Source organism: Halorubrum kocurii JCM 14978 (assembly GCF_000337355.1).
Taxonomy (GTDB): domain Archaea; phylum Halobacteriota; class Halobacteria; order Halobacteriales; family Haloferacaceae; genus Halorubrum; species Halorubrum kocurii.
Genome location: NZ_AOJH01000103.1, coordinates 1 through 25,348 on the forward strand (window position 1 = coordinate 1; position 25,348 = coordinate 25,348).

The 25,348-nt window shown below is 53.2% G+C and carries 23 protein-coding genes and 1 pseudogene; 9 read left to right on the plus strand and 15 right to left on the minus strand.

Annotated features, from left to right (window positions below; translation table 11 throughout):
- From C468_RS19240 to C468_RS18290, 4 genes are all read right to left on the minus strand, one after another.
- On the minus strand, nt 1-242 hold a 242-nt coding region (locus tag C468_RS19240; protein WP_321163733.1), incomplete at its 3' end, for a surface glycoprotein.
- A 94-nt stretch (nt 243-336) separates the two neighbouring features.
- Nucleotides 337-3,405 carry a PKD domain-containing protein gene (locus C468_RS16390; RefSeq protein WP_161609736.1) on the minus strand — a complete coding sequence of 1,023 codons (3,069 nt, stop codon included), beginning with the start codon at nt 3,403-3,405 and terminating at the stop codon, nt 337-339.
- A 204-nt stretch (nt 3,406-3,609) separates the two neighbouring features.
- Complete coding sequence (locus C468_RS18285) at nt 3,610-5,211, minus strand: dockerin type I domain-containing protein (protein ID WP_152422960.1); 1,602 nt, start codon at nt 5,209-5,211, stop codon at nt 3,610-3,612.
- A gap of 173 nt (nt 5,212-5,384) precedes the next feature.
- Complete coding sequence (locus C468_RS18290) at nt 5,385-7,004, minus strand: dockerin type I domain-containing protein (protein WP_152422961.1); 1,620 nt, start codon at nt 7,002-7,004, stop codon at nt 5,385-5,387.
- 131 nt (nt 7,005-7,135) lie between these two features.
- Here C468_RS18290 and C468_RS17750 point away from each other — a divergent pair, with 131 nt between their 5' ends.
- Both C468_RS17750 and C468_RS18400 read left to right on the plus strand, forming a co-directional pair.
- Nucleotides 7,136-9,454: a S8 family serine peptidase gene (locus C468_RS17750; protein WP_161609737.1), complete on the plus strand. Its 2,319-nt coding sequence runs from the start codon at nt 7,136-7,138 to the stop codon at nt 9,452-9,454.
- A 136-nt stretch (nt 9,455-9,590) separates the two neighbouring features.
- Nucleotides 9,591-9,761, plus strand: coding sequence for a hypothetical protein (locus C468_RS18400; protein ID WP_161609738.1), 171 nt, complete (start codon nt 9,591-9,593; stop codon nt 9,759-9,761).
- 640 nt (nt 9,762-10,401) lie between these two features.
- Here C468_RS18400 and C468_RS18295 read toward each other — a convergent pair.
- Entirely contained in the window at nt 10,402-11,715 is a 1,314-nt protein-coding gene (locus tag C468_RS18295) for a dockerin type I domain-containing protein (RefSeq protein ID WP_152422963.1), read from the minus strand.
- Between the two features lie 221 nt (nt 11,716-11,936).
- Here C468_RS18295 and C468_RS16400 point away from each other — a divergent pair, with 221 nt between their 5' ends.
- A complete protein-coding gene (locus tag C468_RS16400) occupies nt 11,937-13,187 on the plus strand; it encodes an RNA-guided endonuclease InsQ/TnpB family protein (protein WP_008850025.1) in 1,251 nt (416 codons plus the stop codon).
- A gap of 59 nt (nt 13,188-13,246) precedes the next feature.
- Here the strand turns inward: C468_RS16400 and C468_RS16405 are convergent, their stop codons facing one another.
- The 5 genes from C468_RS16405 to C468_RS16415 all read right to left on the minus strand — a co-directional run bounded on the left by C468_RS16405 (nt 13,247) and on the right by C468_RS16415 (nt 16,705).
- The gene (locus C468_RS16405; protein WP_008850026.1) at nt 13,247-13,579 is read right to left on the minus strand and encodes an IS5 family transposase; all 333 of its coding nucleotides are present in this window, start codon (nt 13,577-13,579) and stop codon (nt 13,247-13,249) included.
- Nucleotides 13,580-13,717: 138 nt separating this feature from the next.
- A complete protein-coding gene (locus C468_RS18300; protein ID WP_152422964.1) occupies nt 13,718-15,025 on the minus strand; it encodes a dockerin type I domain-containing protein in 1,308 nt (435 codons plus the stop codon).
- A 676-nt stretch (nt 15,026-15,701) separates the two neighbouring features.
- Nucleotides 15,702-15,938, minus strand: a complete 237-nt coding sequence (locus C468_RS16410; RefSeq protein WP_008850028.1) for a helix-hairpin-helix domain-containing protein — start codon at nt 15,936-15,938, stop codon at nt 15,702-15,704.
- On the minus strand, nt 15,931-16,083 hold the full coding sequence (locus tag C468_RS18405) for a hypothetical protein (RefSeq protein WP_161609739.1): 153 nt from the start codon (nt 16,081-16,083) through the stop codon (nt 15,931-15,933). The genes C468_RS16410 and C468_RS18405 overlap by 8 nt, the downstream gene beginning before the upstream one ends.
- A 424-nt stretch (nt 16,084-16,507) precedes the next feature.
- The gene (locus C468_RS16415) at nt 16,508-16,705 is read right to left on the minus strand and encodes an ATP-binding protein (RefSeq protein WP_008850029.1); all 198 of its coding nucleotides are present in this window, start codon (nt 16,703-16,705) and stop codon (nt 16,508-16,510) included.
- A 143-nt stretch (nt 16,706-16,848) separates the two neighbouring features.
- On the opposite strand from C468_RS16415, the gene C468_RS16420 reads away from it, so the two are divergent.
- Complete coding sequence (locus C468_RS16420; RefSeq protein ID WP_049912308.1) at nt 16,849-17,274, plus strand: hypothetical protein; 426 nt, start codon at nt 16,849-16,851, stop codon at nt 17,272-17,274.
- 432 nt (nt 17,275-17,706) lie between these two features.
- Here the strand turns inward: C468_RS16420 and C468_RS18305 are convergent, their stop codons facing one another.
- The 5 genes from C468_RS18305 to C468_RS16445 form a co-directional block, all read right to left on the minus strand.
- Nucleotides 17,707-19,035, minus strand: coding sequence for a dockerin type I domain-containing protein (locus C468_RS18305; RefSeq protein WP_152422965.1), 1,329 nt, complete (start codon nt 19,033-19,035; stop codon nt 17,707-17,709).
- A gap of 371 nt (nt 19,036-19,406) precedes the next feature.
- Complete coding sequence (locus C468_RS16430; RefSeq protein ID WP_008850033.1) at nt 19,407-19,619, minus strand: hypothetical protein; 213 nt, start codon at nt 19,617-19,619, stop codon at nt 19,407-19,409.
- Complete coding sequence (locus C468_RS19050) at nt 19,612-19,935, minus strand: hypothetical protein (protein ID WP_241431026.1); 324 nt, start codon at nt 19,933-19,935, stop codon at nt 19,612-19,614. The genes C468_RS16430 and C468_RS19050 overlap by 8 nt, the downstream gene beginning before the upstream one ends.
- A 14-nt stretch (nt 19,936-19,949) precedes the next feature.
- Nucleotides 19,950-20,174, minus strand: coding sequence for a hypothetical protein (locus tag C468_RS16440; RefSeq protein WP_008850035.1), 225 nt, complete (start codon nt 20,172-20,174; stop codon nt 19,950-19,952).
- A 102-nt stretch (nt 20,175-20,276) separates the two neighbouring features.
- A complete protein-coding gene (locus C468_RS16445) occupies nt 20,277-20,654 on the minus strand; it encodes a hypothetical protein (protein ID WP_008850036.1) in 378 nt (125 codons plus the stop codon).
- A 167-nt stretch (nt 20,655-20,821) separates the two neighbouring features.
- On the opposite strand from C468_RS16445, the gene C468_RS16450 reads away from it, so the two are divergent.
- The 5 genes and pseudogenes from C468_RS16450 to C468_RS16460 all read left to right on the plus strand — a co-directional run bounded on the left by C468_RS16450 (nt 20,822) and on the right by C468_RS16460 (nt 25,043).
- A complete protein-coding gene (locus C468_RS16450) occupies nt 20,822-21,070 on the plus strand; it encodes a MarR family transcriptional regulator (RefSeq protein WP_241431027.1) in 249 nt (82 codons plus the stop codon).
- Nucleotides 21,071-22,151: 1,081 nt separating this feature from the next.
- The gene (locus C468_RS18310) at nt 22,152-23,780 is read left to right on the plus strand and encodes a dockerin type I domain-containing protein (RefSeq protein WP_152422966.1); all 1,629 of its coding nucleotides are present in this window, start codon (nt 22,152-22,154) and stop codon (nt 23,778-23,780) included.
- A 335-nt stretch (nt 23,781-24,115) separates the two neighbouring features.
- Nucleotides 24,116-24,178: pseudogene (locus C468_RS19365) on the plus strand (HNH endonuclease); the annotation flags it as partial.
- A 45-nt stretch (nt 24,179-24,223) separates the two neighbouring features.
- Entirely contained in the window at nt 24,224-24,412 is a 189-nt protein-coding gene (locus C468_RS16455; RefSeq protein WP_008850038.1) for a hypothetical protein, read from the plus strand.
- Nucleotides 24,399-25,043, plus strand: coding sequence for a J domain-containing protein (locus tag C468_RS16460; protein ID WP_008850039.1), 645 nt, complete (start codon nt 24,399-24,401; stop codon nt 25,041-25,043). The genes C468_RS16455 and C468_RS16460 overlap by 14 nt, the downstream gene beginning before the upstream one ends.
- The last annotated feature ends 305 nt before the right edge of the window (nt 25,044-25,348 follow it).

The following is a 25,348-nucleotide window of genomic DNA, read 5'->3' on the forward strand; positions in this document are numbered from 1 at the left end:
TTTCCGGCATCGACTGTCTGGCTCGATGGTGTCAGAGAGACCTCGGTGTCACCTGCAGCAGCCGCAGTGCCTGCTACAGCAAAGACCGAGAAAACCATCAGAGCCGCGAGGACAATCGCGCGGACTTGGTTTCCGTTCATAGTGTGATTGTGTGACCCGGCGGCAGCGACAGCCACCGTGGTCCGCATGCTTTCGTATACTGACGCTTGGTAAGTACTTTGTGTTGTTTGACAATCGTGCATGTTAGTTACATGCACAGACAGCAGGGGTGCGCCGCCGTAATACACAAACCAAAATTGTGCGAAAAAAGACGGTCTCAGCTGCGGACGATTCTGGTTAGGCGATGTCGCTGAACAGCGCTTGGACGTCGCTCACGGTGACTTGGCCGTCACCGTTGAAGTCAAATGCAGCGCTGTTATCCTGAACGGCGTCACTATTGTACGACGTGAAGAACGCTTGCACGTCAGAGACGGTTGTTTCCCCGTCACCGTTAACATCCGAATAGAGGCCATCCCCGTCCGGGTCCGTCGGCGGGTTGCCGTCGCCGGTCACGTCGGGGATCTGGTCCTGTGTGCTGATCGTGGCGGTTGCGTTTGCCTGATCAATCTCGTAGGGGTTACCCTCTAAGTCACCAACGTCACTCACGGACACCGAGAGGGTGCCATTATCGGCCGGTGCCCCCGCGAGCGTGACCGACGCAATCACCGCATCCTGTCCCCCATCAATCTCGGCTAAGGCAGCCTGTGCCTCAGCGGTCGACCCATCGGTACTGATCGAAACGTTTTGTGTGCCCGGCGACCCTGCAAGCGTGACATCAGTGATTTGCGTGTCAGCGCCATCGACCGACGCAGAGAACGCATACGCACCGATATCGTCCGTGCCGCTCACAGCGATGTCGGCGGTCGTCGAGCCGTTCGGCGCGACGGTAACTGAGTCAGGCACTATCGACACGGTTGCGTTTCCAGCGGTTGACTCCTCAACAACAATCGTTTGTGTGGTCACATCGGTCGCACCGTCATCATCAGTGACGCGGAGCGTGGCATCATAACTGCCGGCCTCATCAAACGCCACCGTCGTCGTTTCACCTGTCGCATCAATAGTACCATCGTCGTCAAGGTCCCAATCGTAGCTGGCGATACTGCCATCAGAGTCGCTGCTGGCGCTCGCATTCAGCGTGATTGTTTCGCCAGGTGCTGGCGTGTCAGGCGAGACAGCGAACTCAGCAGTCGGTGCCACATTCCCATCACCTGAACTAACACTGAAGTAGTCATCAGGCTCGGCGATCTGTCCCTGTTGGTTTGCAGCAAGTGCCTCAATCGAATAGAACGTGTCATCCGGCACATCACTGGGGATGGTGAACGTGAGCTGCTCGCCGGCGGACACCTGCTCTACGACCAGCGGTGACGGGACATCCTCATCGTAGGAGCGAACGGCCAACACAGCGGTTGAGTCGGTTGGCCCCTCGTACGTCACCGTGAGGGTCTCACCCGCCTGGTATTCGTATGAATCAAGCCCAGTTATAGCTGCATCATACGCCGACACAGAGAACGTCGGGAACGAGTATGAAGGCTCGTATCGCGCGAAGGTTCCGTAGTAGACAGTGCCACTCACGTCAGCAGGCGTGTTCGTTGTGATCGTCGCAACGCCGCTACTGTTAGTGCGCGCGGACGCGGTGTCGTACACGGATGCACGACGGTCGCCTCGTTCCGCCGACAGCATGAACGGCACATCCGACACGGGCTCACCGGTTGCGACATCGGTCGCCGTTACCTGATAGGTACTCTCACCACCCGCGACGATGTCTTCTCGCTCATCTTCAAGAACGTACTGTTGCACACCGATGTCGAAGAACGGCTCATCAATCGTGCCGTTGTACGTCGCAGTCACATCGTTGAATCTGAGCTCGTTGCCATCTGGAATTTCAGATGGAACGGTGTACGTCACGGTAGCAACACCATCCGAATTTGTTTCTACAGTGAACTGTTCAACTGGCTGATCGTAGCTGACCGTTGGCGTGAGCGTGAGCTCCTCATTTGCGTACGGGGAGGTTGCCCCGCTCGCGTTAATCTCAGTCGCTTCAATCGTCAGCTCAACATCATCGCCCGGAAGCGCGTACGAAGTGTTCCCCGAAATGTCAATTTCAAGTTCATCACTCGTGTCAGGGCCAGAGCGGTCACGAAGGTCGGCGCTTATCGTATTTGAGGCGATGGAGTCACCGGTCGCGGTTTGGAGCCGGAAGTCATACTCCGTAGCATCCGAGTCAGTTGGAAGTTCAATCTGTTTGATGAACGTGCCGGTGTCGTCTGTAGTTGTCGAGACCGTCTTAACAACCGTTTCATCTTCGTACGAGGTTGCGTTGACAACATCGATCTCGACATCAACATTCGTTCCCGGGCCAGCAGCACCAATAATATTGCCGGCGACAGTAACTTCGTCGCCGGGATCAGCGTTTGTCGAGAAGCGCTCGCCATCAATCCGGCTAACAGCAGCGTACTCACCACTATCTAAGAAGCCAGACTCACCGGGTAAGTCAGTTTCAATATAATACGTTCCCGACTGTTCAGGCGTCCAATTGAACGTCGCATAGCCGTCTTCGTCAGTCACGACTGTGCGAGTGGTTGTTGAGTCATCCGGAGCACGGATCGTAAGCGTCCGCTCAGAGTTCGCAACTGGCTCTGCAGCTTCAGTCACGAGTATTGAGCTTGTGACTTCAGAGCCGGTTGGCGTTGTATCGCCAATACGTGGATTAACACTCTGGACCTGCGGGCCAACGACAAATCTCGCAAACCCGTAACTCGTCTGGCTATCCGGGCCAGCGCTCACATCGTATTCACCCTCTACATCTGACGGAGGGGTGTAATCGAGTTGGACTGCGCCGTTAGCATCCGTCGTCCGATTGAACGTTTCAACGGTTCCATCCGGGCGCTCAACGGAGATCGTGAGCTCTTGATCTGCGACCGGCGTTGAGTCATTAGCGACACCGACCCACAGTGGGACGGACTCGCCTGGGGCAAATGAGGTGTCGAACTCTTCACCCTCTGAGACAATAGAAATCTGGAGATCAGACTCATGTGTCGCGGGTGTAATCGTCGCAGCAGTGTCTGAGACGGTCACATATCGTTCCCGCTCGGTTACCTCTCCGTCCGTCTGGATCTTCTGGATCTCCAGATACTCCCCTGCTGGGAGCACATCAACGCTCTCATCCGGCGAAAGCTCATACGTTTCACCCGTTTCAACGTTGACGAAGGTTCGCTCAATTATGGATCCATTATGACCCCACTCCGAGTCAGTATCAAACGCTGGATCATCAGCCGCAGCCAGCGACGCCGTTCCGGAGGCGCCAGCTGTACCGACGGCAGCGATTCCAAGTCCAAGTAAGCAGGTGATAACGAGGGTTCCTGCCACCAATCGTGCCAACTGATGTGACATTACACACGCACAGTATTAAGCAACGCACATATCAATTGTGGTTCGGTTAATTTAGGAGACTGCAACCCGATTGGATTCAATCTACCAGCCGCCAAAACAAACATACGAAAAAGTAGTTATGAGTGCTGATTCAATCGAAACTGACAGGTGGAACCCTGCCAACTCAGTTAGAATGAGCTTTCAGACGAGTTGGCTAAACAGCGCTTGGATGTCGCTGATACTGACAGTACCATCGCCATTAAAATCGAACGCTGCTGGGTTCGACTGAATCGCTTCTGAGTCTTGTGCCGCAAAGAACGCCTGGACGTCACTTGCGCCAGCCTTTCCATCCCCGTTTACATCCTCATACAATCCATCCCCGTCAATATCTTGAGCGGCATTTCCGTCACCCGTCACGTCACCTGGCCCACCCTCGACAGTAAGTGTCGCACCACTAGTTTCAGCGATAGTGTATGGATTCCCAGACTCATCACCAACGTCATTAATGACTGGGTTGATGCTCACCGTCCCGGCATCACCACCGGTGATCGTGACCGTTGCAAGAGTGACTGTCCCCGTATCTGCAGTGTCAGCAAGCGCTGCGGTCACACTCACATTCCCGCCATCATCGGCGATTGAGACGTCCTTCTGTCCTGGGTCGCCACCGAGTGACACATCTGTGATCGTCGCCCGTGTGCTGTCGTTGAGCGTAAGCGTGAAATCATACGCTCCGACACCATTACTGACGGAGCCGATCTCAAGATCAACGGTTGTGGACTCGTTCACCGTGACGTTCTGTTCGGCCGGTGAGAGTGCGACGGTTTGGTTGCTGTCGCCGCCATCAGTAGTATCGGTATTCTCGACCGTCACCGCTACCGTGTCGGTGGCTGTTTCACCGCTACTGTCTGCGATATCGAGAGCAAATTCACTGCTCTGATTCGATGCCACCTCTGGGTATGTCACAGTCGCCGTGACCTCCACACCGAGTTCCGTCGTATCATAGCTATTGTCGGGCGCAATTGCGAATGTCAGCTCATTATTTATTCCTCCATTAGCATCCTCGAGATCAGGACCACGTTCGACTGCCACAGTCTCGCCAGTAGCATCAGTAATAGTGACCTCAGGATCGGCAAGCTCGACATCGGCCGGTGCGGTGATAGTGAACGTGTCTGTATTGCCGTCGCTGCTCATCTTAAGGGCATCAAACGACAGCGACTGTGTTGTTGTCGTCTGCTCATCGACTGTCGCTGGCGAAATTGTTGTATTCTGGATGGTGGTTGACTCTTGTACTTCGACTGTCCCACTTCCAGTCTCCGTAATCGTATACGAGTTCCCGGATTCATCTCCGATGCTGAGATCAGCGAAGGTCAAATCAGTTGATCCCGCTGTTTCACCCTGAATAGTGACAGTCGCAATCGAGACTGTTCCAGAATCTGCAGTGTCAGCGAGTGCGGCTTGTACTTCGACACTTGACCCATCGTCTGCAATATTCACCTCCGACTGGCCTGGCGAACCGGCTAACTCCACATCAGTAATAGTCAGAGTCTCCGTTGCAGACGTGTTGAGCGTAAACTGGTAGCTCCCAATTCCCCCATCAACGTCTGTTACATTAATATCGACCGTCGATGTTGTGCCGGCATCAATACTTTGTGTGGCCGGTGTCAGTTCCACCGTCGTATCGCCTGCAGCGGCACCTGTCGAGACGAACCCAACCGGTATTGAAAATAGGACTGCTACAACCAATAGTGTGATTCCGATCCGATGAAGCCATCCTCCGGATTTATCAGCCGCCGTGCGTGTCATTACTTTTCAATCCTACCTCCGGGCGGTATATGTATATTACCCTCCAATTTTCAGTTCGGAGATCGTAGTTAGGCATACTTAATCTAGTACATGATTATAGCCCTTCGCCTCGCAACAGTATGCACGTCAAAATCGACAATTTAGTACTGGTATCACCACTCTAAGTCGGTTATCTAACTCACCTGTTGGAAGAGTGCTTGCACGTCAACCACACTGAATTGTCCATCGCCGTTGAAATCGAACTGTTCTGGATTATTCTGGATATACTCGTCGTCTTTGTTTGCAAACAAGGCCTGCACGTCGGTGATTGAAGCAGTCCCATCACCGTTGACGTCCTCATATAATCCATCATTATCAACATCAGTTGGGGATAACGGCACTTCTGACACCGAGACCGTTTGAGTGCGTGACAACGAAGCATTTCCATTCGTGTAGGTCACGGTGATAGTGTAATCACCTGGTGAAGACGGTGTCCAATTCGCTGTCTGGCCCGTGTACTCTGAGTCATTATCACCGTCCGTATCCCACGAGACGGTGACCCCATCGCCACTAGCATATGGCCCAAAGCCAAGTGCTGTAAGATTATTTTCACTGTATACGAAGCGTGGTTTGTGATGGATCTGGTCTGTATTTGGCGACGTCGAATAGATTGTTCGAACCGCATTTGGTCCACGCGACTCGTTTGTCGGCTGCCATCGCTCGTAGAACGAATCAAACGACTCGTTGACAACCCGCTGGAAGGCCTGATCAACGGTGTTGTATCGTGAGAGCCGGATTATTTCCTCTAATGACTGATACCCGTATTCCGCGGTAAATGCACTTACGAAGAGCTCTGATTGAGCGTAATCGTCACCTGTGAACTCTAGTAGATCTTGTTTGGACGGTTTTTCTTCAAGTGATCGTCGGGTGAACCGGGGTGCTTCCTCGTACTCGGCGTGGCCCTCAACAATAAATCCCCATTCCTCCTCGTATGCCATGTCGAGCTTTTCGAACTGTGTCACGTGAGTCAACTCGTGACGATATATATCAGCCCTCGTCGCGAGCGTATAATTACCGACGTCATACGGCATATACATCGTTGCATCGTCGTTAGATGAGATGACACATGCATATGCGAACGATGAGCAGCGCTGTTGAATATCGTCACGAGTTGTATACACCAGATCAACCTGTGAGGGTACCGGAAGTCGTTGTGTCAGATTTTGACGAAGCCGAGGAAGATCACGAAGATGCGCAGATACTGCTGCTTTATCCCATCGGTCGGGTGATTCGGCATAGCTAACTGAAAACCCGCCAACATCGAGATCTGTTGGGGTCGAAATGAGGGTGTATGGCGAGGAGGTACGCTCAATAGTTTCGTTTGTCTCAGTATTGCGCACAGTAGCGGTGATCTGTAGCGTGGTTTCACCTTGCGTCTCGAATGTGGCCTTGGCTGTGCTGTTGTTCGCAGCTGTTGGCACGACAGCCGCAGGACCATCCTTCTTCCATGATGCGTTTACAAACTCGTATCCGTCAACCGGATCAACCTGCAGCGTGACTGCGTCACCCACAAACCCTGGTAACCGATTGCTTCGCCATGGGACAGTACTTCCGTCAGCCTTTGCAGTAACAGTAAACGTTTGCGCGTGGTTCGTTGGTTGGGGATCGGGTGGTTCTGGACTCGCCGCAGTATCAATACTGACTGACTCAGTGGTCTCAGATGGGGACGCTGCGAATCCGGCTGTAACCACAGATCCAGGAAGACTCATGAGCAAAATCAGTGCGAGAACGGTAGCATACCATCGACGGTTCATGTCGCAAGGGAGAGATGCTACTGAATATAAATGTACGGTTTAAGTACATATTATCCGGGACCTACGCAGTCCGTCTCAACCACACAGTACCTATAGATTCTTGTATCTGGAATGCATCCAGAAGATAATTCGTGGCTACTCCCGCTCTCACACATCGTGTTCGCTCAGCTGCTGCGATTCTCTTTGTCATTCTTTTGATTGCAACCCTTCCTGTTGGTCCCACAGTATCAACCGCGACCCCACCAGACACAGTCAGCACAGAGCCAAGCGTGTCAACATCAGCCCAAACAAATACGATCGCTGGTTCACACATCTCAGAGTCACAAAATAGCCCACCAGCAAACATCTCCGCGTCAAATACATCAGAGATCACGCTAACTGCCACCGAGCGCAAGCAACTGACTGGGTTTGATCAACCTGTTGGCGCAGAGAGCCATGACGGGAAAGAGGTAGAACGGATTCTCGTCATTAAGACGGTTACAGATGAGCGACTAGAGCGGCTTCGTGCGGAGAATGTCTCGATTCTCACTCGGCACGAGACCCACCTTCGCGTCACAGTTCCAGCAACTGCAATCTCAACCCTCCGGGAGCTTCCGTGGGTCAGCGCGATTCGAACCCCAGCAACCGTCGGTTCAGCAGCCCATGGTGCTGAAAGTGAGGGTGTTGGCTCGATGGGTGCGGATGAACTCCATGCGCAGAATATTACAGGAGAGGATGTTCGTGTCGGTATTATTGATACTGGATTTGATCCGACAGACGAACACATCGTTGATAATGTCGAAAAAGTACGAGGTGACTCGACCGGACAAGCAGCCCATGGAACCGCCACTGCCGAAGTTGTGACTGATGTGGCCCCACATGCATCACTGTATTTAGCACCGATTGGGGGCGAACTCGAATACGCATCGGCGATCGACTGGCTGGCCGAAGAAGAGGTCGATATAATTGTAATGTCACTCAGCTTCTTTGCACAGCCGAATGACGGCACTGGATTTGTTTCTGAAGAAGCAACGAGTGCCGTCAAAAATCATGACGTGATCTGGGTGAACTCAGCTGGAAATCAACGGCAGAACCACTACGAAGCACAGTTTTCAGATACAACTAACAATTCATTTCATAACTTCCCGGAAACAGGTGATGGAAACTGGTTGAACAGCGGCGATCAGATTACTGCTGGAACACCGCTCCAGATCTCGTTGACGTGGGATCGGTGGCCGACGACAGCGGCTGATTATGATTTGGGAGTTTACCGAGCGAATTCGTCTGGCTCAGACGATCTTGTTGCAAGCTCAACACGGCGTCAAACAGGTGCCGAAGAGCCTGTTGAGATTATTTCTTCGACAGCACCAACCGACGGGCGGTATTATGTGGCTGTCCGTAACGCCGATGCACCGGGCTCTGAAACGCTGGAATTGTTCGTAGTCAGTGGTGGGCCATTTGGCGTTCAGACACCTGAAAGCAGCCTCACGGCGCCTGCTGCCGGCCGAAATATAACGACCGTCGCTGCGTCAAACTGGGACCAGACAGAAACCACCTACTATAGCTCGATGGGACCAACAAACGACGGGCGTATTGGAGTTGATGTCACTGGCCCCACTGCAGTAACAAACTCTGTGTACGGCACATACGCTGGCACATCAGCTTCAGCGCCTCACGTCGGGGGCGTTGCTGCCTTACTGACATCGAAGCATCCAGTGCTTCGTGGGTCGGAGCTGCGAACACTCATCCGGCACAGTGGCGGAGCATCATCGCCTACCCTCGCTGCGGGTTACGGCCCGACGAATGCAGTGCGTGCAGCTGACCGTGCCGATAAAATCACAGCAATAGGAATGACACCCTCTCCGGCACGCTCGAAACTGAATCAAACTGAGACGACGAACGTCACCGTCACGGTGAATAATACCAGAGGGATTGCAAACTACACTCTCTCAGTTACGACAGAGAACGCAAGTCGAATTCCAATTGAAAACGTCACAACCGTTAGCACACCAGCAAACACGAACACAACAATCAGTACAAACCAGTCGTCGGCAACTACCACAGTTACCAACGCGTCAATCGGCGCAAACGACACGGTGAAGCTCGGGACGATCACCGTTCGCGGTAACCAATCTGGATCTTCGAATCTGACTGTCACGGTCTCAAATATTAGTACGACAGCAGGATACCAGTATCAACCAAAGTCACTGACAAACAAGCAAACAATCTCTATTAGCGATCAGCTTCCTGATATCACCGGAAATGGCCTATCACCGACCGACCCGGACGGTGATGGTACGTTCGAGGATATCAACGGTGATGGACGTGCCTCAATCAGTGACGTGCAGGCATTATTCAGCGCACGGTCTCATGACGCGGTCCGCAAAAACCCAAGCGCGTTTGATTTCAACGGGGATGGTGCTGTTTCAATTAGCGATGTCCAGCGTCTATTTGTTCTGCTCCAGCGGTGATGCGGTAACTGTGTGAACTATTTATCAATATAGTTAGGTAGTTAAATTTTACAGTATTCTATTTATTTTGACCAGCAACCGCAATATCGTGAATTGGCCAAAGTATTAGAATGCTTTGATAAGTATCTGTGGTAGGATGATCAGTATCGGCCACACAAGCATGTGCCTCCGTCACCCCTGTATTGATGATCTCGTTGATGATAAGAATCGCGGTGATTTCATAAAAAGTTCAAAAGACGACGTGGCCGACCCCGTACTAGTTGCTGGGCTGACCGATGCAATTTCCAGCAAAAATCTGCTGGACTGAGATACCCCTAATGACGTACGGAATGGACTGATCGGCCCACGGTTGGTGTTCCGGTGTGCTCTGCTTCGATCGGTATAAATATTTGATAGTAAGCCTATGTTTGAATTGGTGTGCGTGGTACACCATGTCAGAGGCACACTCATGCCCTCCCCCTTCCAACAGTACTGTCGGAGATATTCCGTCACTTCAAACCCAAAAACGGCGGATACTGCGTGTAGTACTTATTTATTAGCGGGAAACTTTTATTATCAATCGATAGCCACTTCTCTTAGGGAGTACCATGGGGAATGATAGCACGAAATCTGTAGAGAGAACCAGTCGCTATCGGGATGAATCCAAAGAAATTGTACAGAAGCTGTTGGCAAATAATTTGGTTTCGGAAAGTACAGAAGATGCCGTTCATCAGTTGCTAGACGAGGGGAAGCCAAACGTCGCTCTGCGTGTCGCACTCTTTGAAGATCCAAACTGATGGTTCATTTTAGGTTGAGACTGGGAACCATTCAATAGAGATGCAAACTGCGCGAGTGATCAAGTAACCAATTATATTCTCATCAGTAGTTTATATTAGATATTTTATGCGCCAAGGGAGTACATACATCCGATCATAATTACTACTCTAAAAAGTTGCCAGAGAGTCTCCTTACACTATCTGACTGAATAACGCTTGGACATCTGTCACCGTCACAGAGCCATCATTATTATAGTCGAAAGCGGCTTGGTCTGACTGTACTGACCCGTCACTCACGGCTGCGAACAGCGCTTGGACATCAGTCACCGTCACAGACCCATCCCCATTCACGTCCTCGTATATACCGTCCCCATCGGGGTCCGTCGCTGCATCACCGTTGCCGGTCACATCACCCGGGCCAGCTTGGACTGTCACCGGTGCCGTTGCTGTGCGGGAATCGAACGAGTACGGGTTCCCCTCCAGATCACTTGCATCACTCACGTTGATCGTGAGATTCGTCGGACTTGGAACACCGCCTTGGATCGACAGGGTTGCGATGGGTGCGCTGTCCGCTGCGTCAACGTTTGCGAGTGCGGCTTGGACCTCTGCCTGCTGTCCGGTCTCAGAAATATCGGTGCTTGACTGGCCAGGATCGCCGCCAAGTTGCACAGCGGTGATCTGCGCGGCGGTTGTATCGTCGAGTGATGCCGAGAAGGCATAAGCGCCAATCTGGTCAGTATTCTTAACAGTAACATTCACTGTAACAGTCTCGTTTGGAGACACTTGTAGTGAGTCCGGCTCAAGCGAGACAGTCGCGTTTGTCGACGATTCTTGCGTGTTCTTTTCGATCGTTATATGACCTTCACCCCTATCTGGCGCGTAATCGTACTGACTCGACGCTGCTTCAGCAAACAGCACATCAAACGCATCAGGGTCGTCGATCGTTGACCGATCGATTACTGCGATACCCTCATTATGTTCGGCATCAAGCTCCATACTCGTGTAGTTTTCACTCTGGATATCCCACGTACTGGAACTCGCATCCCACTCTGCATATGCGGGTCCATATTGACCGTACACAAATCCATAATCAGCTCCGATCCCGTCGATATAGTAATCGATACCGCCCTCTGTATTTGTCCCGTTGTACCCTGTAATTGTACGCTGATCAGAGTCGATGAAAATCGCGGTATTAATATCGTCTGATCCGGAGACGTTTCCGTAATACTTGAATTTGAAGTAGATGTGCTCCTCTGTTTGGTATTGATAGACTTTGTCTAGGTTGACATCCAGCTCTGATGTTCGCGTATCATTTACCAACAGACTCCAGTCATAGTCGCTCGTGTCGATTGTAGATGCGGTCGATGTCGTCGTGGTGTTTGTCTCAACTCCCGTTTCACCACTTGATTTTAAGGGGTCTGCACTCGCCCCAACGACACCAACGGACGCACCAATTAGAGACACTGTTATCAATAATACACCAACTTGGTGTAGTCTCTTGTGCATACACCTGAGTCATCGTCGGAGGTAACATATAATTTGGGCATTAGTGAAAATTTCAATCCAATTAACTTCTTACCGGGGAGACCTTACTCGCGTATTACCAGAAGTGAGGCGAGAATGCCCCTTCCTCAAGGAGTGACCAACGGGAGCGAGTAGGGAGGGGATGAATCGCCGCACACCAGTACAAACCATTAAGTTAACATATCGATAATCAATAGACAGCGATGGAGTACAGTCACCGCTACTATGCCTACCCGACACAAGAGGTAGCGGCTGAACTAGACTACCATATCGACATTCATCGCCAAGCGTACAACTACACCCTGTACGAGTACGACAACGTGGACGCCGACAACATCGGCTCTGCGTACAAGCACCACTCCCGACTCCCCGACTGGAAAGACGAGTTCCCTGTTTTCTCGGAAGTCAACTCGAAGGCTCTGCAACGAACCGTCACTCGGTTCTACCACAACCTCGACGGACTCTCCGAGCAGAAGCAAAACGGACGCAAGGTCGGGAAGCTCACGTGGAAGTCTCCGAGAGAGTTCCAGAGTATAACGTATTCGCAGTCTGGCTTCGAACTCAAAAACACGAGTGGTCGACGCGCGACGCTCTGGCTCTCCAAAATCGGAGATATCAAACTCCGCTACCACCGCGAGATCCCCGACGAAGCAGCTATCAAAGAAGTCACAGTCAAAAAGGAGACGACCGGCGACTGGTTCGTCTCGTTCGGCCTCGAAACTGACGAGGCTGACCTGCCCGAGAAACCCGACGTGGACTCGCTCAATACAGACAATAGCGTCGGCGTTGACCTCGGCATCCTCAACTACATCCACACTTCGGACGGGACGACTGTAGACTGGATCGACCTCGAAGACGAATACGAGCGACTGTGCCGTGAACAACGTAAACTCTCACGGAAAGAACACGGGTCAAACAACTACGAAAACCAGCGCCAAGCGGTTGCGAAGGTCAAACGCCATATCCGTCAGAAGGTGCTGGACTACCAGCACAAGCTCACGACATGGCTCGTCACAGAGTACGATGCGGTGTTCGTGGAAGACCTGAACGTCGCTCAGATGCTTCAAGGCGATGGGAACGCGCGGAACAAGCAGGCTGCGGCGTGGCGACAGTTCATCACCTTGCTCGAATACAAGGGTGAGCTGTACGGGACACACGTCGTGCAAGTCGAAGCGAGAGGAACGACGAAAGAGTGTGCGACGTGTGGTGTGGAGACAGCGAAACCCATCTGGATCAGGGAGCACTCGTGTCCGAGTTGTGGGTTCGAGTGTGACCGTGACGCGAACGCGGCGATGAACGTCTTGCAGAGAGGCTTTGCTGAACTAGGGCTGGGATGGCCCGAATCAACGCCTGTGGAGACTGCGCTCCCTACGGACACCACTCGCGTGTCTGCAAAGCGCGTCGTCGAAACAGGAAGCCCCACCCTCAACGAAGCCACGCCTGTGGCTGAGTAGGGTGGGGTAGTTCACGGAAGTACAAGGAGAAAGCCCCGCCCTTCACAGTAGTTGCCGAATCAAATCTTGTTTCGCATTAACCAAGCCGCTGAGTTCGGGCATTTCACGATCATAGCGGATTTCGCTGTGACAGATTCCTCAACGTGGGGACGGTGGTGGTAGGTGTCTTCGTCGTGACGAGCGGTGTGCGCTTTGTCAAGCGGATAGATCTCACGGTCTATGATCACTGGACGGACGCTATCGTCCCCGAGTTCGTGTCTAAGCGCATCCCAGTCGTATCTTTTGTTGGCAACGACGGTGTTCAATTGCTCCAGATTTCTGGTGAGCACTTGCCAGCCGATCTGGTTATCGGGTGGCTGTTTCATCGAGAAATGGACATCGAGGACCGCCATCGAAACGCGCTGTCCAGCCGTCCTCGTAGCGGAATCGTCGACAACGTGTTCGTTTGCAGGTGGAGAATCAATAAGCGACGCAGACTGTGTGATAATTGAGGATCGATACAAAAAGTGTTCTGAGAAAGAGCGTGGCCACTACAACTGAGCAAACATATACTGGACGTCAATAACAGAAACACTGCCGTCACCATTAAAATCGAAGGCCATATTCCCTTGGACAGAGTCCGAGTTGAGATTCGCAAACAGAGCTTGGACGTCAAGAGCGTTCACGGACCCGTCCCCGTTGACGTCTTCATACACTCCATCCCCGTCAGGATCGGTTGCTGGATTCCCATCACCAGTTATGTCCCCTGGTGGCGTCTGAGATCTCACTGTTGCCGACGCGGTTGGATCGGTGATGTTGTACTTCACACCCTCATCGTCACCAAGGGAATTGACCGTCGTTTCAAGCGTTGCAACACCAGCTCTGGCTGCCCCTAACTCTACTTCTGCGATAACAGCACCACCGTCTCCACTCACCTCTGCAACAGCCGCTCGTGCAGATGCCGAGGACCTATCAGTAATATTGACATTCTGTACACCAGGGTCCCCTTTGAGAGTGATATCTGTGATCACCGCTGAAGAGGTATCATTCAGTGAAACATCAAAATCGTATACTGCGATCTCGCCGGTGTTGTTAACAACGACCTCAACAGTAGTCGTGCTTCCCACAGGCACAGTCGATTCAGATGGGGACAGTGAGGTGACAGCCCCTGCGCTATTCTCATTTCCGTCATCATCAGATGATGAGAAATCGTAGGTGACAGACCCCTCACTCCGGTCCGGTGCGTAGTCCCACGGTGACGTCATTGCGTTCGCGACAAGGATATCGATACTATCCGGGTTATCAATATCCGCTCGATCGATACCAATAATGACGGTATCTGCACGATAATCGAAATCAGCATACGCCAGCGCCTCGGAGTTCTCATCCCAAGTTGTTCCCGTCCATGACCAGACACCATCGCCCTCCAGTCCGGCAACGGCAGCATAGTCGGCACCGATGTCAGCCATGTAATACCAGTCCTCAGTATCGTTATTCAGACCGGTCGCCCGATTCTGGTCAGTATCAAGAAAGTAAGCGAGATCGATATCATCGTGCGCGCTGAAATCGCCGTGAAACTCTGTCTTGAAATAGAGCGTGTCGGGCGTGTGTTGTGCGTACACTTTGTCAACTCCTAATTCAGGTTCATCACTAGTTTGATCGTCGTCGATCAGTAGGTTCCAGTCTCCAGTCGGGTGATTTGCCGTCTCTACATTATCTGAATTTGACGCTGGCTCAACTGTGTCGTCATTTGGCAGGAATCCGCCGTCAGGACCCTCACCAGCAAGGGCACCCGTGGCTCCAATCGACAACGTTAGCATGGCGATCACGACGACGACCGAGAGTTGTTTGGTATACATCAGACCCTACATTAATGGTTTGATTTGTAGTTATGAGTTGGTTAGTTGTCAATACTGCCTCGCTTAACGAGTGCTAGGACTCTCACGTAGGAGTTGATTCGGCACTGTCCAGTCTAACAAATCCTCAGGCGACGTCCGATTGCCGGATTAATTGCGGACGTTTCTCGACGATCGACTCAAACCACTTTTGGGGTCACGCGAGATGACCGCACTATTCTGCGCTTCAAGACGCCATGGTGTCCCGTCAAAGATCTCCCCGTGATGGTCCATTCGAAGTGCGGTAGAAAATCAATCGGTGTCTGGTAGCCATCGAGCCCGCCGATACAGCCATTCGAGCACTCTTCATGGACAGCCATTTCGACTCCAGAATGGCGAACCGGTTAACCATCGGCGACATCTCAGACTCTACAAATCTGAGCCATCCCTAGCTACTCGCCATCTTCAGCAGCTCCTCGGGGAAGGAGATTAGCGCCTGAAATTAGCTGAATTTGGTCTCAGATTGGCGAACAAGCGCATCATCACCCACGGGTTCTCCGTGGCTGTCAACATACTACGGCGTTCGGTGTCGATGGTAATATTGACAAGGGGATCGGCATCACGTGGCACCCACCTCAAGCCATCCTGGCAGTTGACGTACCGAGCGGTCTGCCACGATCATCCTAGATTATGTTCTCGATCATTTATCGAACGTCTCCTCAAGTACGCCACTCCTGTCGATCTGTTGTGCAATACGGTGTGCTCGTGACGGGCCGAAGCCGTTGAGGCTGACGAGCCTGGGTGGGGTGTGCCCAGTTGGGAGATCGGTCACGCTATCTTGGAGATCATCAACGCTGTCGAACTCGTTGGCGATTGTCTTCGCAGTCCGTGGATCGATGCCATCAACCTCAATCAATCGCTGGTAGAGACTAGGCATCGGCACTCTTCTGGGCGTCGTCGAAAACGTTGGTGATCGTCCAGCACTGGTCGCACACCAATAGCGATATCTCTTCGGCCAGATGATTAGAACTGTCGATCGCTGTCACGGTCACAGGCGTTTCGATGTGGTCATTCATCGTCATAGACTGGGACGTCGTCGGCGATTGTCTCGAGCTGCTCGCGTGTGATCACTCGTACATGAGCCCGACACGAGTTCGGTCCCTGAGGATGTCCGCAAGCTCGTCGACCAGGTCTCGTTCGAGCGCCACGCCCGCCATACAAGTACTGTCGCACGTCCGCCTCGGCGCGAGTGAGTGAATCCTCTAGCTCGTGGCAGATCACGACGACCTCGACATCTGAAACGTCTGTGAGCTCTTCCACCGTACCAGAACCAACGGGGTCGTCACCCTCATCGAGGAGGAACAGGTAGTCCGCACCATCGAGCGTCTCACGGAACCGTCCCGGGAGCTCATCGTTTGGTGAGTTCCCAGCCACCTCACCATCAGCAGCACAGATCGCCTCAGGGGACACGTCACCGATCATCTTCCCGAGGGCCTGGATCTATGCCTACATGGCGCCGTACTCGTGGGCGAGCTCCTCGAGGACAGTCTGCCCAACACCTGATGACCCTGTGGTGAGCGCGCCTTGCGAGCTGTCGGTCCGTGCCTGATGGAGCAGCTGAATGAGCTGCTGGATCCGTTGCTCACGGTGACGGAGATTCGGCGGGGGCGTTTCGTCGTCGAAGATCTCCGGCCAGACAATCACTCTGCTGACAGCTAACGAGAAGTGGATAAAAATGGGAGCCGAGTTTCCGGGGGAGAACTGAACTTGATCTAATGTTATCTATCAGAGGAGATGCTATCTGAATAAACAGTTCGATATTTAACATATCTAGATTTAGTTTGTGTATGCAGAATCCGTGGGTGCATGATGACGAGGAGGTGTCCACAAAGGGATCACAGATCCATGAGAGCCGCGCAAATGTGCTTGCAGCACTTGTGTGGACCACTCTATTGATCCTTTTTGCAGCGATCGTCTTACTCGCTGGCGACCAGCTGACTATGCCAAGCCCGGATCGGGCTCTCTCGATGCTCCTCAGAGTCTTTGGGGTCGTTCTAATCGTGCTGTTTGCGTTGCCAGTGCTGTTCAAACTGCTCAGAATCTCTCGGCTGTTGACCGCGCTCGTCGTTGTTGGCTCACTGGGTCTTGGTGGGCGATTACTCTTGATGAACGGGTACCTGTTCTCGGAAGAGTATCGGTTGCTCACCGAGTTAGCTGGCAGTGAACTTCAAGAGCCGATGGAGTTCTTTGAAGCGCTCTCGTTACTGGTTTGAGATCGAGAGACAACGCTCTTCGAGCGGTGAGTTTTCCGTTCACTCGTTGCCGATGGATTCCCACGCTGTTGCGTATAGTTTCGGAATCGGACTCGTGGTCTCTCTCAGTTGCTCTGTTGAATCCGCAGACAGCGCGAAGATCGTGGCTGAATACACAGCCATCAAAGTTCAATTGTGATGGATTCTCACACACTGATTTTGAACGAGTTGGTGGTTTTGAAGAACAAAAGCTGGTAACGACAGTCATCTTTCGCGGACACCTGCGCAAACACTGGATGCTATTCCGTCGATTCGGTCGCAGTCATCGGATTCGACAAAGCACTCAACACCGAATCACAGCCGATTCTATCTGACGGGCTGCCCTTCAAAGTAGTACGAGACGATACGTAGGTAGCAAGATATTGAGTCGAAGGAGTTGGCAGCGAGGACCCGTTACACTATTTGACTGAACAAGGCCTGCACGTCTGTCACCGTCACAGCCCCGTCACCGTTGTAGTCGAAGGCAGTCTCATCTGACTGGATCGAACCCTCACTCACGGCTGCAAACAGCGCTTGGACATCAGTCACCGTCACAGACCCATCCCCATTCACGTCCTCGTATATACCATCGCCGTCGGGGTCCGTCGCTGCATCACCGTTGCCGGTCACGTCACCCGGGCCAGCTTGGACTGTCACCGGTACCGTTGTTGTACGAGAATCGAACGGGTACGGGTTCCCCTCCAGATCACTCGCATCACTCACGTTGACTGTGAGATTTGTCGCGCCCGCAACGCTACCTCGGATCGATAAGGTCGCGATGGGTGCGCCGTCCGCTACGTCAACATCTGCGAGTGCTGCTTGGACCTCTACTTGCTGTCCGGACTCAGAGATATCGGTGCTTGACTGGCCAGGATCGCCGCCAAGTTGTACATCGGTGATCTGTGCGGAGGAATCATTGTCGAGTGACGCGGAGAAGGCGTAAGCGCCAATCTGGTCAGTATTCTCAATCGAAATATTGGTAGTAGTGGTCTCGTTTGGGGGTACTTGTAGCGAGTCCGGTTCAAGCGACACCGTTGCGTTCGTTGGCGGCTCCTGTGGGTTCTGTGTGATGGTCAAATGGCCATCGCCCACATTTGGGGCATAATCGAACTGTTCTCCAGACGAAATAGCAGCTTCACCAAATAGTACATCGTATGTCTCAGGATTATCGACCGTTGACCGATTTATTCCCATGATGCTAGTATTTTGTTCGTAATCAACATCAGAGTAGGCGAGTGGTTCCAAACCCTCCCAACCACCGAAGGAACGATTCCACTCTGCAACAACGGGACCTTCTTGGCCCATGATACTAACATAATCTGCTCCGATTCCATCCATATAATAATCGATAGACCCTACCGTATTTGTTCCATTGTATCCCGTGTTCGTATCCTGATCAGAGTCAATAAAAACAGCAGTATTAATGTCATTCTTATCAGAAATATTCTCATAATATTCAAATTTGAAATAGATCTGGGTCTCTGTTTGATTCACATATATTTTATCGAAGTCCGCACCCTGGTCCGTATCCGATGTGTCATTTATTAACAGTTCCCAATCAGCATCCCCCGTAGGCGGTATAGCTGTGGTCGATGTGGTCGATGTCGTCGTGGTGTTTGTCTCAACTCCGGGTTCACCACTCGACTCCAAGGGATAAGCACTCGCCCCAACAACACCAACAGACGCACCGAGCAGAGACACTGTTATCAACAATACACCAACCTGGAGTAACCTCTCACGCATACGTGAAAACTAACCTGGGACAACATATACTTTTGTCATTTTCAACCGGTCAGATCTCCCTGTAAGACGATCCTCGTCGCCACTCATATTCTTCTGAGCCAGTCACAAAATGGGGTGCCGACGAGTCAGCGGACGAAACGCTCTTCGTAGTACCGACTCGTCATGCCGCGCTGCGGACAGTCGCGATCGTGGGGTAGGTTGTCGATCGTCGTCTGATGACCGTCAGGCCCATCGATCCGGACCTGCGCACCACACTCGGCACACCGGAGGAACTTCGGCTCAGTGATCGTGAGGCCGTCGACTGATGGCGGACTCCCCGACGGCACGATCTCGAATTCGGTTTCAGGATCGGCAAATGAGCGCATCGAGATCTACGGACCCTCCGATACCGTCACTGCGCTGCGGTGCTCGCCCTCGATGACGAGTTCAGTCAGTGACTCGCCGCCGCAGGGCACCCACGTCCGGCCGTCCCATCGGTCGACATGGCGCTCGGCCTGCCACGGCCGACCGGGTACGCGCTCGTAGCGGACGCGCCGGCGCTCACCACTCTCTGTGGTGTACGCGATCATCGGGAGCTCACTCATCGGCGACCTCCTGGACGTCGTCCACGGTTGTGTCCTCGATCGCCTTCGCGAGGTCGACCGACGCGCCGAGGTCATCCCCCGTCATCGGGATGTCGTCATCGCGAACGGTGGAGCGGTGCTGCTCGACCCCCTCGCGGAGGATGGCTGCGATACTGCTCTCCTGTCCGTCGACGAGCTCCTCAGACGTCGTCGAATCCGCCGCTGCCGCAGCGTGCTCGTAGAACGCCGCGTCGAGACAGTCGAGATCGTCACCGCGCTCGACCTGTCGCCGGCGTCGTAGTCGCGGAGGTCGGGCGCCCAACCTGTCTCCTGACACAACTGTGCGACGGCCTAGCGGGCGACCTGCTCTTCGTCACCGTCCCAGGTGTCGTCGTAGCGCTTGCCCTCGAGGAGCAGCATGACGAGGTAGTCGATTGGGTTGTCGGCGGTGAGCTTCTCGCCGTCGACGAGGAGCCGGATGGAGCTGTACTCCGGCCGCGAGTCAGGGATCGTGCCGTTCTCGCGGGACTGCCGCAGCTGCTCGTTGGCCGCGTTCGCGTGGTCGTTGTCGGCCATCAGTCGAGCACCTCCGTCCGGCCGTGCGCAGTAGCGATGCGCGGGCTCGCGGAGAGGTGCCGGCCGAGGTCGTCGTCGAAGTCCTGGTCGATGGCGCCCTGCTCAGACATCGGCCGTCACCTCCTCGCCGCGGGCGACGCGCCGGACGGTCACGAGTTCGCCGTGCTCTAAGTCGGTGCCCTCGCAGGCGACAATCGCCTCGAGCTCCTCCAGCTGGATGCCATCGTCCCAGCGGTTGAGCCGGTGAGCGAGGATCCGCTCGACGGCGCCGTCCCAGTCGCCCTGGACGCGGACGACCGGCGTCTCGATCTCCTTGTTGATGCGCTCGTCGCTGACCGTGCGGACGCCCGTGTCGACGACGTCGACCGGCTGCGTGCGGTCACCGAAGACGATGCGGTCGCCCTCGTCGAGGGGGCGCAGGCCGGTGATCGTGTCGATGCTATCAGTACCGTTTTGGGGTCGCGTTGTGTTCGCTGACATGCTCTCGTTAGTGGAGAGCACCGGTCGTCGGCGCTGCAACGCCGGCGGCCATCTTCTGACCGCATCCCGGTGCTTCCTACTCTATAGTCTATTTGCTATGCACTTAACCCTTAGGTCCTAAGGACTATGGCCAAAGCCATAAGTCACAATATGCCGTAGCTTATGTCGTGAGCACGACAACCAACATCCGAATGCTTGACGAGGACGACCTCGCGCCAGCGGATCGAGAGCTGATCGATATGCTTCGCGAGGGTCGTATCACGGCGCCATTTGGAGCTGACGAGACGGGTTACAGCCTCCAGTACGTCCGGGATCGGCTCGGACGGATGGTCGAGCACGGCAACGCCAAGAAGGTGTACGACGGACTCTACGAACTCGTCGAGGATCCGCGTAGAGGGGATGAAAATGAAACCTGAAACGCGTCGGTCCGTGTGGGAAAGAGATGGCGCGGTGTGTCAGGACTGTGGCGATACTGTTGACGAAGAGAAAGAGGCCGAGATTCACCACAAAAAACTGCTCTGTTGAATCCGCAGAAGGCAGCGGGATAGCGTCGCTGTAAAGGTAGTAGCGAAGCGGAAGAGTCGAATGTGACCAACCTACTCTTCCGCTTCGTTAAGCAAGCCGCGTCGCTGGCTCAAAGGCGCTATGCCGCCAGTCCAACGGCGGTAAGTGATCCGACTGGTAGCGGATTTCCCGGCTAGAAGCATGTCACGCTCCATTGTCTTGGTTCACATGGACGCGACGTACCGCGAGATCATGAATGGACGAGTGAAATGGATCGTGTTCGTGATCTGTTACAGCTCACTCGGACGGCATTCCCCGGCACCCTCAACGCTGTATCGGTCGTTTGAGAGTGCCCATGTCCGTGTGGCGTGGGTTCCTTCGAGAGTCCGCGAGCATCTGCGACGCGGGCTCGCACGGTGCCATCGATGTAACGTTCTTCGACCGCGAAACGGCATCGAGACACTATCAGCATCGCTCGTATGGTCACATACACTCCCTCAAAACGACGGTACTCGTCGATACAGATTCGTGTGCCATCCTCCATATTCACTGCTCGGTACACCGGCCTCACGACACTCAGACCGGCCGTTAAGTCGCCCTTCGTAACACTGAAAAATAGAGAGTCTCGGCAGCGACAAGGGCTATGACGACCAATCCCTGCGGGACGCCCTCCGTTCAGCGGGCGTCCGGCCGTTGCTGCGTCACCGACTGTTCGCTGCGTGGACGATTACGCGCACAACGCACGGTTGGACAGCGGGCTATACGGCCAGTGCTGGACGGCCGAGGCCGCCTTCTCGGCCACCAAGCGTCGGTTCGGTCCCCCTGTCCATCCTCGCACGTGGTACCGCGAGTTCCGCGAACTCGTGTTGACCACCAAGTCTACAACCTCAAACAAGCTCTTAAACAGCGATCCCCACGCCATCCTCGGATTCAACAAAGCAGTCGACTCAAATTAAGGAAAACGTATAATTTGCTCTGTGAATATACTAATATATGAGCAACCAATGGCAGGTATTATTTCTTGTACTACTATTGGTGGCAAGTCTTCCGGGTTCTGCTATCGCTGCTGGACCATCGACAACCGCACAGCAGGCTACCGATAAGACCAGTTACAATACAACAGAAGGCTACAGAGGGAATGATACGCAGGTAACGGAAGAATCTTACACACCTTTTGATATTGAAGCTACGGCGAATAATAGCACAATTCCATGGCAAGCTGAAAGCCCGACGGGTCAGGATACACTTCCAGTTTTTGTTGGCGACACTGTTAATTTCCGAATTGAATCAAATAATGATCGGTATGAAATTGAAAATGTATCATGGGACCCAAGCGGCCCAGCTAATGTGATTGCCACAACGGATAATGGAAGTACTGCGCAGACCCAGTTCGAAACACACGGAAAAACCAGCCTAAAAGTCACTGCTACTCTTCGAGATGAGTATTGGAATCGGACAATAGAGCGGACTGCAAACTACACACTCATAGCTACATCAGCGAATTTCACTGTTGATGAGTTCTCTGTTGAATTCTCAGAATCTAGTCGGTGGGATAAAGCGGGTGTATACTCTCATCTCCATGATCTTCCAGACCTCCATCGAAACTTTTCACAGCGCCTTCCCGTACCATCCCGAGTTAATTTATTATATGCTAATCAATCAGTAATTAATGATCGGTGTGGAGCGGCGGTGTATGCCTGTGTCGATCAGTCAAACAACAATACAATCACCATGTCATACGGTGTAGGGAGAAACGAGTTATCTCAAACAGAAGTTTACGAACACGAGCTTACTCACGTAGCACAATTCCACGGCATGGATATGAGGTACAGACAGCCATGGCGGTTTATTATCGAGGGCCATGCTGAGTACGAACAATCTCACCAGTTTAATCAGCATCCATTAGATGAGAAACCATCACAACAAGAACTACTTGAGCTTCAAGTCGGTTACGACGCCGCAGCGCTCTTTGTGACCGCGTTTATCGCAGAATACGGGCATCAATCATTAAGAGAGATGATTGAATTATCAGCATCCCATTCCGTTGATCAGGCATTCCAGCGGACTGTGAATGAATCCTATGACTCATTTTATGAACGCTGGGCACCCACTAATATATCACGTGGACCAAATGCAGTTCGGACAGTATCTTCATCGTCATCAGAAGCAGACAAAATCCATCAGAAGCCACGATTTGTGTACTATAATGGGAACCTCACCGCGCTCGGTTTTGATTCATATACTAATACAGATAATGTGACAATTTCGTGGGATACCAATAATGACGGAAAGACAGATAATGTCGGACAGACAGTAACCTGGACACCAGCGGAGGAAGGTGATCAGCCCATCACGGTTACATACAAGAACAGAAACGCCTCTTTGTCACGAACACAGACGGTTACTATCTCTGATGTGCCACTGACATCACAAGATGTTGATAATGATGGACTGTACGAGGATGTCAACGGTGATGGAGCGTTCACGATCTCGGACATTCAGGCACTCTTTGCGAATCTTGATTCCGACGATGTACAACAGAATCCGGAGGCGTTTGATTTCAACGGTGATGATGACGTTACTATCAGTGACGTCCAAGCCTTATTCAGTCAGTTGAACTGACCGGTTTCGTCACCCTTCTACTGACGAAGTGTTTGATGCTAATAATGCGGACGATCTCGTTCGTAGGGGACCAGCATCAACACAATCCATGACATCAAGGTACTTACTTTGCGTTGCTCTGTTGAATTCAAAGACGGCAGCCGGGTCGGAGGGATTAGATCCAGCGTTTTGAAGAGAGGTCAGGGATAGATGGCTGTCGGAACCATGTTTCGCTCTCCACAGCTATCTCATCGTCGGAAATCCGCATGTGAGAACCCGTCACAACTAGAGTTTGATGACCTTATATACAGCCCTATCCCAGTGCTGTCTGCGGATTCAACAGATCACAAAAACCAATTTCAGAAGGAGAGAGTAACGCGTTAGACAATCTCGTGTTGCTCTGTCGGACGTGTCATGGTGCTCGGCACACAGGTGATAATGGTGGTGATGAAGGTCGCGCCCTGGTGACTGACCGCGAACGTGAGATCATCAGCGGCGATGCCGACGCGTCGGACAACTACGAGTACAAGGTGAAGAGTGTCGTTCGGAACCGCATTCGGAAACGACTCGGTGACGACGTTGAGTTCCTTGAGGAGCACTTCCCCGAGGCCTACGACCTGGTCGTCGACGAGGTCTGTGATGAACACGACTGAGCAGCGTGCGCCCGAGCTCATTTGGCCCGAGGGCTACCCCCGAACCAACCCGAGCGAGCGCGAGCCCTGCCCGGGCAACCTCTCGGTCACGCGAAAGGAGGCGTTCGTCTCGATCGTCGACGAGCTCGAGCGCTGGGGTGCGACCGACGTCCGGATCCCTACGGCCTCGACGCACTACAAGGACCGACCGAACATCCCGCTCAAGCACCACAAGCCCGACGACGTCGGCGTCGTGGCGCGCTTCCGACGGGAGGATCGGCCCGACGACGAAGGCTACGCGATCGCGTGTGACCGCCGGGAGACGCAACTGGAGAACGCCCGCTCGATCGTACTGTACGCCAAGCGGAAGCGTCTCGCCGAGCGCTGCGGTGTCACCACCGCGGACTCTGAGTTCAAAACGGTGCGCCTCCCGCCTGGTGACGAGTCCGGGATCTCAGATGTCATCGCGGTCGAGCCCGAGCCCGATCGCGACCCGCACGAGGTGCTCGGTGTCGCGCCAGACGCTCCGGATCCGGTCGTGAAGGGTGCGTTCCGCGAGCTCGTGAAGGAAGGTCACGGCGACCAGGGCGGCAACGACGACTACGACGTCACGGAGCTGAAACAGGCGCGAGACACGTTGCTTGATAAGTGAGTCATGTACGGTGCCCTCGCCCTTGTGATGACAGCACTGACACTGACCCGAACACACAGGAGTTCAACGTGGTTTGCGAGTCGACCGCATGCTGAAAACAGAAACTGAGCACCGAATCGCGATGTCTTGGTAACGAATCGAGTGTGCGTGCAAGGGGTCCTTGTCCGATACTCTCATAGGTCAGACTGTGTTACAGTCACTCAATGAAGACCGGACTCGTCACAGAATACGAGTTGCTTTGGGTCGTAGATGGACTTGGCAACCCACGGACAAGCCATATCGCGGAGTGCCTTCCAATTAAGAAG